This window comes from Flavobacterium gilvum (assembly GCF_001761465.1).
GTDB classification, from domain to species: Bacteria; Bacteroidota; Bacteroidia; order Flavobacteriales; family Flavobacteriaceae; genus Flavobacterium; species Flavobacterium gilvum.
The window spans coordinates 1,783,140-1,794,947 of the sequence record NZ_CP017479.1 but is presented as its reverse complement, the minus strand read 5'-3'; the positions used below and the strand labels follow the sequence as shown (position 1 = coordinate 1,794,947).

General features: G+C 36.6%; 7 protein-coding genes. All 7 read right to left on the bottom strand.

The features are described from left to right. Positions 1-335: 335 nt before the first annotated feature. The 7 genes from EM308_RS07455 to EM308_RS07425 all read right to left on the bottom strand — a co-directional run bounded on the left by EM308_RS07455 (position 336) and on the right by EM308_RS07425 (position 11,732). On the bottom strand, positions 336-1,775 hold the full coding sequence (locus tag EM308_RS07455; RefSeq protein ID WP_035638017.1) for a glycoside hydrolase family 28 protein: 1,440 nt from the start codon (positions 1,773-1,775) through the stop codon (positions 336-338). 84 nt (positions 1,776-1,859) lie between these two features. Then, the gene (locus EM308_RS07450) at positions 1,860-2,675 is read right to left on the bottom strand and encodes an SDR family oxidoreductase (protein ID WP_035638019.1); all 816 of its coding nucleotides are present in this window, start codon (positions 2,673-2,675) and stop codon (positions 1,860-1,862) included. A 44-nt stretch (positions 2,676-2,719) separates the two neighbouring features. Then, positions 2,720-4,282, bottom strand: a complete 1,563-nt coding sequence (locus EM308_RS07445) for a glycoside hydrolase family 28 protein (protein WP_051877815.1) — start codon at positions 4,280-4,282, stop codon at positions 2,720-2,722. A gap of 268 nt (positions 4,283-4,550) precedes the next feature. Further along, positions 4,551-6,188, bottom strand: coding sequence for a sodium/sugar symporter (locus EM308_RS07440; RefSeq protein ID WP_035638021.1), 1,638 nt, complete (start codon positions 6,186-6,188; stop codon positions 4,551-4,553). 267 nt (positions 6,189-6,455) lie between these two features. Beyond that, on the bottom strand, positions 6,456-7,601 hold the full coding sequence (locus EM308_RS07435) for an acyltransferase family protein (protein ID WP_035638023.1): 1,146 nt from the start codon (positions 7,599-7,601) through the stop codon (positions 6,456-6,458). A gap of 19 nt (positions 7,602-7,620) precedes the next feature. After that, positions 7,621-10,761 (bottom strand): glycoside hydrolase family 2 TIM barrel-domain containing protein, encoded by a 3,141-nt coding sequence (locus EM308_RS07430; RefSeq protein WP_035638025.1) that lies wholly within the window; start codon positions 10,759-10,761, stop codon positions 7,621-7,623. Between the two features lie 98 nt (positions 10,762-10,859). After that, positions 10,860-11,732: an inositol oxygenase family protein gene (locus tag EM308_RS07425; RefSeq protein WP_035638026.1), complete on the bottom strand. Its 873-nt coding sequence runs from the start codon at positions 11,730-11,732 to the stop codon at positions 10,860-10,862. Positions 11,733-11,808: the final 76 nt, after the last annotated feature.

Sequence of the window (11,808 nt, the reverse complement as noted above, 5' to 3'; positions counted from 1 at the left end):
GTTGAAATACGTTGCGTTGAAATACGTTGCGTTGAAATACGTTGCGTAGAGATGCACTGCAGTGCATCTCTACGGTGCATCTCTACGGTGTATCTTTACATATTTTCCTGCTAATTTAAAGACTTCCCTTTTTCCAACTATCCTTTCCTTCCCTGCTTATTATTTTTTCACTGCTTCATATTTATCTGGCTATCCGCAAACTTGTCATTTCGACGTGAGGAGAAATCACATTAGAAACTCGACAAAGATTGGCGATTTAGATTGCAGAATTTCTAGTGCGATTTCTCCTCACGTCGAAATGACATACTTTGCGGAGCTAATTGTGGATAATCATATTATTTTTTCACAGCTTCGTATTTGGTCGGAAAAGCAGATTCTCCATCTAAATCATTCACTTTCAACATATCAACATTTTTACTTTCGACAGCATATCTAAAATAATCTTGCTTATTACTTCCCCAACTAACCGAACAATTCTGAACTTTTATGCTTTCGGCAGTGTCAAAATAAAATCCCGAGGTGCTTCCTTTTATAAAACCATCCACTTTTGAAGGACGACGATCATAAACTCCTCCAGGAAAATTGGATGTTTTATCAATAGAAACATTCACTCCTTCAAAAACAATATTTTTAATTTTATCCTTAGTTTCTCCGCTAACATAAACGCCGTTCTCACCCGTGCATTGAATATTAGTAAAATAAATATTGCTTATTGCTCCCACTTTTCCTTCGGTAGCACCTTTTGGAAAACGCCAGTTGGCATCTTTATGGTTACCGCTCGCTCGACTGTAGGCCGTTACATAAATAGGTTCTGCTTTTCCCCACCAAGTATCCGTTTTTAATTTTCCTTCAACAATCATATTCGAAAAAATAACATCGCTCACCGTTCCTTCATCGCGATTTTGAATTCCGACACCGCGATTACTGTTTTTAATAATACAATTATTAAAAACTACTTGTCTGATGGCATCCATATTTTCTGAACCAATTTTGATCGCACAACTACTACTTGTCATCGTACAGTTTGTAACCGTAATATTTTCGCAGGCACCAAACTCCTCAAATTCTCTTCTGTTTTTTAGACAAATACAATCATCCCCGCTTTCGATATAGCAATCGCTAATGCGGACATTTTTACTGTGATCAATATCAATTCCGTCGCTGTTGCGAACTTTCAGACTGTTCAACAAGGTAATGCCGCTAATAACAACATCGTTACAGCCCACAAGATGAACCGTCCAATAGGCCGAATTCCCAATATGAACATCTTTTATTCTGATATTTTTTCCACCAATAATCGTTAGAACATGAGGACGCGGATCCAAAACATTGAAGGGCTTCAGTATATAAGCATCTTCCTCTTCGGCACCCATAAATGAAATTCCGTTACCATCAATTTTTCCGCTTCCGCTAATGCTGAAGTTCTCTATATTCTTGCCGCCAATCCAAATAGTTCCTTCCCCTTTGTTTTCACGAAAAGCACTTTCGGTATATAATTTTTCGTCAGGACTTGCCAAAATTTTAGCGCCTGCCTCAATATGCAAATCCACATTTGATTTTACGTTAAAGGGCCCAGTCAAAAACGTAAACGGAGCCGGAATCAAAACCTGTCCTCCCGTTACACTACAGGCATCTATTGCTTTTTGAATCGCAACAGCATCGTTGGTTTTTCCATCTCCTTTGGCACCATATTTTTTGACATCATACACTTTTTGGGCAACAACGGTCAATGAAACACAAAAGACGACTGCTGCAATTATAGATTTCTTTATCATTTTGTTTAATTTTTACAACACTATAAAAAATTTAGTTTGTCATTTAATCCTTAATTTCAATTATTCGGGCGGGTTAATTTTTATTTAAACTCCGCTAAAAACCGAAAAACCTCCGTCTAAGGTTATTCTGCTTCCGGTAACAAATTTTGAGGCATCACTCAATAACCAAACCAAGGCTCCAATCAATTCATCGGGGTTTCCAAAACGGCCAAAAGGTGTATTTTGAATAATCAAATTCCCCCTTTCAGTCAGAGTTTCATCTACATTTGTCAGGAGTGTTCTATTTTGTTCCGTTAGAAAAAAGCCCGGCACGACAGCATTCATTCTTATTTTATCTCCAAATCTTTTCGCCAGTTCAACAGCAAACCATCGGGTATAAGAATCAATAGCCGATTTTGCCAAACTATACCCCAAAACTTTTGTCAATGCATGATCAGAAGAAACCGAAGAAATATTCACAATGCTTCCCCCTCCATTATTTTTTATGGCTTCGCCAAAAACCTGAGTAGGCAAAATACTGCCAAACAGATTCAAATCCATCACTTGTTTTAATGCCTCCATATTCAACTGAAAAATATCCTGTTCCGGCTGAATCACTGCATCGGGCATATTTCCTCCGGCTGCATTTACCAATCCATCTATTTTACCATATTTAGAAAGTATTATTTCACGTGCCTTTATTAAATCCTGTTCTTTGGTAACATCTGCAATTAATGTGATGGCCTCACCGCCTTCATTTACAACAGAAGCCGTAATTTCATTGGCTACTTTTTCATTTCTGCCCAATACACCAATTATTCCTCCTGCATTAGCAATTCCGTCAACAAAAGATTTTCCCAATATTCCGGTTGCTCCGGTTACAACTATTACTTTTCCTTTTAATGAAAATTCATTTTTCATATCTTATATTTAAAATTTTAATAAATTAGTTGTCAAATATAAGATTACTTAACAGTTAACACAAAAGTATTCTGTTTGGGTTCGTTAACTCTTTTCAAAGCTTCTGCATCCAAATATTTTGAGGAAACGTCCTTAAAAATGATTTGATTATTTTTGTCCGAAGGGACATCAATTTTTTCCATTCGAAGTTCCTTTACATCATCAAAAACAAAAGCGGGACGAAAATCTTCTTTTTCCAAAACCAATTTTATATTCTTCATTTGAATTCCATTCACATGACGAACATAAAACCCCCAAGAAGGCAACTCGCCAAACATAGTAAATTCTGGATATCCTTTTTCATTTTCAAGCACATCTTTTAAACGCCACAAAGGCAAATACGCCATTCCTTTGGTAGCTCTTCCCGGATAGGTTATTTCAATATTTTCCAAAGTCACGTTTTCGATAGAATGTCCCGGAATTCCGGCGATAGAAGCTGGGAAAGGATTGTGGAAATAATCTACTTCGGGGCCTCGCAAATCGTACTCAATGTCGGGACGCCCGAAAGGAACTTGGACTTTTATATTTTTAATGGACACGTTTTTGACATAACCCGGTTTGTCCCCATTTCTATTTCCTAATCGAATTAAAATTGCATTTCCTGTATTCACAGCCGTTATGTTGGAAACGTTGATGTTTTCAATTTCGGCACCATCAACCGATTCGATTGCAATGGCCGATCTGAAAGTATCAAAAACTTTAATATTTTCGATAGTTACATTTTTGAAACTCCCATACGAACCTGTACCAAACTTAACCGCACTGGCACTCGACCTGATAGTACAATTTGCAATATAAATGTTATTGTTTTGTAATCCCGGCGAATCCGATTTTAAACAAATACCATCGTCGGCTGCGTTTATGTCGCAATTTGTCACGCTAACATTTTCGCAGCCATCCATATCAATTCCATCATTATTCCAATAGGCGCGGCTGTTTACATTGACATGATCGATGGCAATATTTTTTGATTTTCGTAATGAAAAAACCCAACCCGAACTATTTTTCAACAACACATCAGTCACTTTAACCGAATCACATTCGGAAAGAAAAAGCAATTTTCCCCTACCATCATTCGGACGAAGTCGCTTGTAATTGTAATTTGGATCGATTCGTACACCAGTATGGTGCAAACTGTCAACCGCCAAAGCCAACTCTCGTCCCTGACCATCGATGATTCCTTTTCCTGTAATAGCAATATTTTTTTGGGCGTGGGAAATTATCAAAGCGCGTGCATCATTGTATTTTGGGTAATCGTCAGGGTTTACGCTTCCTAACAACGTTGTGCCTTCTTCAAAAAACAACTCGACTCCGCTTTTTAACACAATACTCCCCGACAAAAAAATCCCTTTTGAAAAAACAACTCTACCACCTCCATTTTTATTGGCTGCATCAATTGCTTTTTGAATCGCTTTTGTATTTAGTGTTTTGCCGTCAGCCAACGCGCCAAAAGCCGTGACCAAATAATCTTTCCTTTTATTGGCATACATTTCCACATTAAAACTTAATTGGAAAAGAAAAAACAAAACGATACAATTCGTAAAAATCCTTTTGTTGTTATTACTCATTATTATCTTATTTTATTATTTCGAAAAAACATACAGTTTAAATGAATTAACAAACTCATTATTTTTTTACCGCAAATTCGCAAATTTTTATTTTAACATAAACTCCTCAATTATTCGCTTTCTACGAAATTGGCACAAATTAATTTCTTTAAAATTTAAAAAAAATCAATAAATTAATTTGCGACCCGAGTGATAACGAATAGGCGAAGCAATTTGCGGTTTTATTTAAAAACTCATTTGTTTACTAAATAAAAAACTGTTACAAAATCTACCAAAAAACAGTATACAATCCCACTAATATTCCACTAATTATGAATGACCCGAGAACAAAGTCGGGGGAAACTTTGAACAAGGATTTATCAACTTCAATTTTGTAGGTTTCATGATGTTCTTCGGATTGCGGTTTCAACAAACTGATTGCAACCATCATCAACACGATAAGAAAAAAAGCAATTGTCATTCTGTCTAAAAATGGATAATCCGGAAAAGCACCGTTTGTCCATACAGGCAGGAACTTCAATACAGCAGCGATTGGCACCGTCAGTAATGCACCAGCAAGTCCAGCCGAAGCTGTTGTTTTTTTCCAAAACATTCCCAACAGGAAAATAGCGAGAACACCCGGCGAAAAGAAACCAACATACTCCTGTATGAACTGATACGCCTGATCCAATGATTTTAATGCTGGGGCAACAAATGCGGCAATACACATCGATATGATTACACACCATCTTCCGGTAAGGACCAATTTTCTTTCGGATGCATTTTTGTTAAAATATTTTTTATAAATATCCAATGAAAAAATCGTGGAAATACTGTTGGCTTTGCCCGCGAGTGAAGCCACAATCGCCGCCGTTAAGGCCGCCAAAGCCACTCCTTTTAAACCAGCGGGCAATAAATTCATCAACGTTGGGTACGCGTGATCCGGTTTTAAAACTCCCGCAGCATCAACCATTTCCTGCTGAAACATTCCGTTTTGATGCATCACATACATTGCAATACCCGGTAAAACAGCAATTATCGGCACCATTAATTTTAAAAAAGCGGCAAATAAAACTCCTTTTCGGGCAGTTTTCAAATCGGCTCCCAAAGCTCTTTGAACAATATATTGATTGCAACCCCAATAGGCCAGATTATTGATAAGCATACCGCCGATGATTACAGACATTCCCGGCAATTCGGCATAATGAGGGTTAAATTTATCAAATATCATGTGCAAATGATCAGGTGCTTTTTCACTCAAAACAGAAAGCCCTTTTAGAACATCTTTCCCAAATCCAAACTTTTCGGACAAGAGTGTTAAAGACAAATACGTGGTTACCAAACCACCGAGTATCAACACAACAACTTGAAAAATATCGGTGTATCCTATAACTTTCATTCCTCCCAAAGTCACCACAATGGAGAACAAACTCAATCCTACAACACAAGCTTCGAAACTAATTGGTGCGATTGACGAAATGGCCAAAGCTCCTAAATAAATGATCGAAGTAAGATTGACAAACACATAAATCAACAACCAAATTATTGCCATTATCGTACTTACGGTGCCATTATATCTTTTTGCCAAAAATTGCGGCATCGTAAAAATTTTGTTTTTAAGATAGATTGGCAAAATAAATATAGCCACTAAAATTAATGTCGCCGCCGCCATCCATTCGTAGGAAGCAATAGCCAAACCGAGTGCAAAGCCGGAACCGCTCATCCCTATAAAATGCTCTGCCGAAATATTGGAGGCAATTAACGATGCGCCAATAGCCCACCAGGTAAGTGATCCTTCGGCTAGGAAATATTCTTGTGAACTTGTGGCTGCGTTTTTCTTACTTCGGTAAATATACATCCCATAGGTTGTAACTAGCACAAAATAAATGATGAAAACAGCATAATCTGCGAGTTGTAGTGAATTCATAATTGGTAGTTGGTTTTTGGTTTATTGTTAATAGTTTTTGGTTTATTGTTTTTGGTTTGTGGTTAGTTAATAAGTTAATTTTTTTGTCTTAATTCTTTGTCTTAATCTTTTGTCTTAATTCTTTGTCTTAATTCTTTGTCTTAATTCTTTGTCTTAATTCTTAATTCTTTTGTCTTAATCTTTTGTCTTAATCTTTTTGTCTTAATCTTTTCTAATTTTTTTGTCTTAATTCTTAATTCTAAAATCTTAATTCTAAAATCTTTGTCTCTAAATCTTCAAAAACCATTTTCTTTTGTATAAAAAATAAAGTAAAATGAGTTGTACGAGCGTTACCGATGAAGTGGTAAACACAGGTTGCCAAATGAGCGGAAACATTTTTATGGCTCCGCCAAAAACAAACTCTGCGGTGTGTTTGAAATTCACCAAGCCTTCGGAAGCCATGTAAATAAGTATGGAATTGGAACCAATCAGTAATAAAGGGAATGCCCATTTATGAAAGCCCCACACATCAATTATCAGGTAAAAAAAGGTAAAAAACAAAATACTGAATCCGCCCACAAAACACACAAATGAGCTTGTCCACAAACGTTTATTAATTGGAAAATCGTAATTCCAAAGCATCCCGATTCCTATCAAAACTGCAGCCGATGCAATCAACAGCAATATCTTTTTGTTTGCCGAAAAAACATTGGCGCTACTTTTCAAAAAACTTCCTAAAAAAGTTCCAAGCAAAGCCGTGGCAATAGCCGGTATTGTAGAAAACAAACCTTCGGGATCATATACTTTACTGTGTAATCGTCCCGGCAAAAACTGTTGGTCAATATAGCTCGAAAATGCACCTTCAGGCGTTAAAACACCGGCTCCAAAACCTGGAACTGGAATCCACTTCATAACTAAATAATAGCAAACCAAAATGCTAACAAACCAAAGCACTTGTCCTTTTATATCAAAATTCAAATAAATAATTCCAGCAAAAAACCAAGCAAGTCCAATACGTCCCAATACACTCGCAAAACGGGTTTGGTCATATCCATCAAAACGCAACAATCCATTGACCACAAATCCCAAAATCAATAAAATACACGTCCTTTTTAACATGGACAGGTATATTTTTCGTTTTTCCTTCGACGGCAATTCAATTGGTGTATTGACACCCGCAATACTCATTTTTTTCTCAAAAGAAAAAGGCATCGAAACCCCGGCAACAAAAAGAAACACAGGAAATATCATGTCATAAAATGTAATACCATTCCAGTCTGTATGATGCAATTGTGACGACATCCATATAAAAACAGGAATTGGCGCGGCCTTGGCCAAAGCGTGAATAATATGTTCTCCGCTCATAATCCAGAACATAACAAATCCTCTCAGCGCATCCAAAGAAACTAATCTCCCTTTAGCAGTATTCTCCATAGTAACCTTTTTATATTTTTTATTCTATCGGTTTTATTATAAATCCGTATGTATACTCACTTTGTTTCAATAAATATTGCTCATGCGGATAGGCTCCCCAACTGGTATCTCCTCCTAACCCACGCTGAGTCAAATCAACGCAAACCACAACCTCATTTCTAGGAGTAATATCACTTATGTGCTGATTTTTCTTAGACAATCCCGGGTCAAAATCACTAGGATAATTATTCAGAGTACTCATCCCGAGAGGTTGCAATCCTTTTACTTGAAGGCCGTTCCCTTTATTGTTTGAAAGTTTAAACCAACGAACATCAGTTTTATTTCCATTTTCCTGAGGACGGGTGTACGGCACATATTGATCCGCTACTTTGCTTTGATAAATCCCTTTGAGTGACGATTCATTTCTGTCTGGATAATTCTCCCAAGGTCCTCTTCCGTAATAATCAAGGTTTTCAAAATCACCTTTAAGAGAGAAAATCATCCCAAAACGAGGCATATCAGGCAATGAAATACTGCCTCTTTTAAATGATGGCTGCACCTCCAAAGCACCGTCCTTACTAAGTGAATATTTGATTGTATAATCAGAATCAACATCGTTGAGTTTCAATTTTGCCACAACATACTCTTTTCCGTTTTCTTCAATCACTTGGATGTTTTCCAAAATAGAATTTTGACCTGCTGTTCGCCATATATTGTTTCGCTCAGGCATTTTATTCCCAAAATCATTGTCCGTTGGCGCTCTCCAAAAATTAGGTTCTGGATATTGTTTAAAATATTTTTCTCCTTTTGAACTGTAATAAGTAATTAATCCTGTCGTTTTGCTAATCTTAACTATAACAGTACCTGCATTCAGAACAAATTCGTTTTTCTCTTCATTTATCTTTGAAGAAGAATTTCTCTCTATCGATTTTGCAAAATAATTTCCATTGTCGATTACAAATTGTTCTCTAGCAATTTCAAAATTTTGTGGTACTATTTCAGAACCGATTTTGGTACAAGCAAAAACATTCAATAGATATTCCACGCCTGGTTTTGACACTATTTTAGGCAAATCAATTTTAAAATCTTTTTTTGATTTCGGACTCAATGCAACATCGATTGTGCCTTCTTTAATAATCTTTCCGTTTTCTAAAACCTCGTATTTGAAGTTGTAAGTATTCAAATTGGTAAACCCAAAATCGTTTATAATTTGGATAATACCATTTTTAATATCGACTGGTTGGAATAAAATATCCTGATATACTTTTTTTACTTCAAATGCTGCAGGATTCGGAGTTCTGTCCGGCAAAAGCAATCCGTTGTTACAGTCGTTTTCATCATTTGTATAATTTTGGCTTCCCAAATCGCCTCCATAAGCCCAATACTTTCGACCTACTTCATCCGTTGCTTCAAATCCCTGATCTACCCAATCCCAAATAAAACCGCCTTGCATATTCTTGCTGCTGCGAATAATATCCCAATATTCCTGAAAATTCCCGTTGCTGTTACCCATCGCATGCGAATACTCACACATGATGTAAGGCCTTTTCACTTCTTTGCGTGTCGCATATTCCTTCATCTCCTCCATTTTTGGATACATTGGGCAAACGATGTCAGTATTTTCTTTTTCATTTGCTTGTTCAAACTGAACGAGACGAGTTTTGTCTCTGTTTTTTATCCATTTATAGGCGTCATAAAACACAGGTCCATTCGAACACTCATTTCCTAATGACCAGAGAATTACAGACGGTTGGTTTTTATCTCTTTCGACCAAACTAATAATTCTGTCCATATGTGCCGCCTTCCACTCCGGTAAATAACCCGGATGTACCGATCTGTCCATTCCGACATTATGCTCAACCCCATAACCGTGACTCTCAATATTGGCTTCATCGACAAGAAAAATTCCGTATTTGTTGCACAATTTTACCCATACTAAATTATTTGGATAATGACTGCAACGAACCGAATTGATATTCATTTGCTTCATTAGCCTGATATCCTTCATCATCATATCCTCAGTTTGATAATGTCCAGTCACCGGATTGGTTTCGTGGATATTCACACCGTGAACCATTATTCTGACACCATTTACAAGTAGTTGTCCGTTTTTCAACTCTACTTTTCTAAAACCAATTTGGGTAGAAATCGACTCAATTACACCTCCTTTTTCGTTTTTCAACGTAAGCAGCAATGTGTATAAATTTGGCGCTTCACTGCTCCATAATTTGGGGTTAGAAACATTTTGGAAAAAATTGATGGTATTTGTTTTATTGGCATCAAAATTTACTTTTAGCTCTTTAGCAAAAACAGTTCTCCCCAAAGCATCAACTAATTTTGCCTTCAGCTTTTGGTTATTTATCGAAATTGAAGACATATTTTTCAAACTCACATCGACATTCAGACTACCGTTTTTGTAATTTGAATCTAAATCCGGTTTTGCAAAAAAGTCAGCAATACGAATATCATTTGTACTATAGAGATAGACATTTCTGTCAATCCCCGAAAGCCTCCAAAAATCCTGATCTTCGAGATAAGAACCATCGCTCCATCTGTAAACCTCAACAGCCACAATATTTTTTCCAGGTTTCACATATTTGGAAATATCAAATTCGGCAGGACTTTTTGTGTTTTCCGTATAACCAACTTTTTCTCCATTAACCCAAACGTACATAGCAGATGTTCCCGCCTCAAAATGAAGAAACACATGCCTTTTGTTCCAATTTTCGGGCAAAACAAAGTCTTTTTTATACGACCCTACAGGATTATCCTTATGATCTATAAATGGAGCATTTTTTGGAAATGGATAAGTAATATTCGTATAAATTGGGATTCCGTAACCATTCAATTCCCAGTTTCCAGGCACTTGAATTTCTTTCCAATTTGTTGTATTGTAATCTGTTTTATAAAACGCTGTAGGGCGTTGATCCGGTGTTGGCGACCAAGAAAATTTCCATTTTCCATTCAATGAAAAATACCAAGGAGAACTTGTATAATTATCGATTAGTGCCGATGCTTCATCTGCATAAGGAAGGAATGCTGCGCGGGCAGGTTCTCTATTAATCTGAAATACTTCCGGGTTTTCCCAATCATTTCTACCCGATTTTTCCTGTCCAAAAACAGTCGCCACAGCCATCGTAAACAGGCAAAATAATACTATTCTCGTCTTGAGGTTTTTCATTTATTATTTATTTTCAAAATCCATAAAGAGTAAGACCTACAAGGTTTTACCAAACCTTGTAGGAAAAATCTTTCAATCAAAATAATGTGATTTGTGTCCTAAAAATTAAGTTTTTCGGGCAAATACTTAGCTACCAATTCTTTGTAATAAGGAAGTAAGGCTTTTACATCTGGTTTAACTGGCGCCTTGGTGTATAGATCGTAAGGATTGAACTTTTTAACCCATTCAAACATTTCTACATCTTTCTCGTTCATCAAATGCGCGTAGGCATTTTCTTTGTGTTGAGAGTAAAACGAATGGTATCTTATCATGTATAATGCAGGATCAGGCAAATAATCTTTCATGATTTGGTACAAATATTCATCATGTCCCCAACTCATTTTTACTTTATCAAGGCCACAATTTTCGGTATAAACGCCAAATTTCGTATTGAATCTTTCGTCTGTGTAATCTGGATTTTCTTTGAAAAATTCTGGATACACAATCTTATCCGAATACGCACAACCTACCGGAAAAGTATCTCCAACTACTGCCCATTGCGGCTCTCCAAACAAACATAATACTTTTCCTAGATCGTGTAAAAATCCGGTAAGAACAAACCAATCCGGGTGACCGTCAGCTCTGATGGCTTCAGAAGTTTGCAAAAGATGCTGGGTTTGATCTAAATCGATATCTGGGTCACTATCGTCAACAAGGGTATTTAGAAACTCAACCGCTTCCCAAATTGACATGCTTTTTTTATTAAACTGCAAAAACTCCTCTTCTTTGCTGCATACAAAATCATACGTTTGATAGGTATGATTCATTCTGTAAAACTCTTTAACCGTTTCTACCCTTTCAGAATCGACATAATTTCTAAACTCTTCCTTTTCTTTTTTTGTCTCTGTCGGATCAGGATAACGCATTAACAAATCATCTTCCCATTCGTCTAAATTCTTTAGTGGCTTATCCGTATCTATTATCTTTTTCATGTTAAATAATTAAAAAGTTACTAGACAAAAATATGTTTTCACCCTAAAAACGGAATGGACTAATTCATCAAAAACA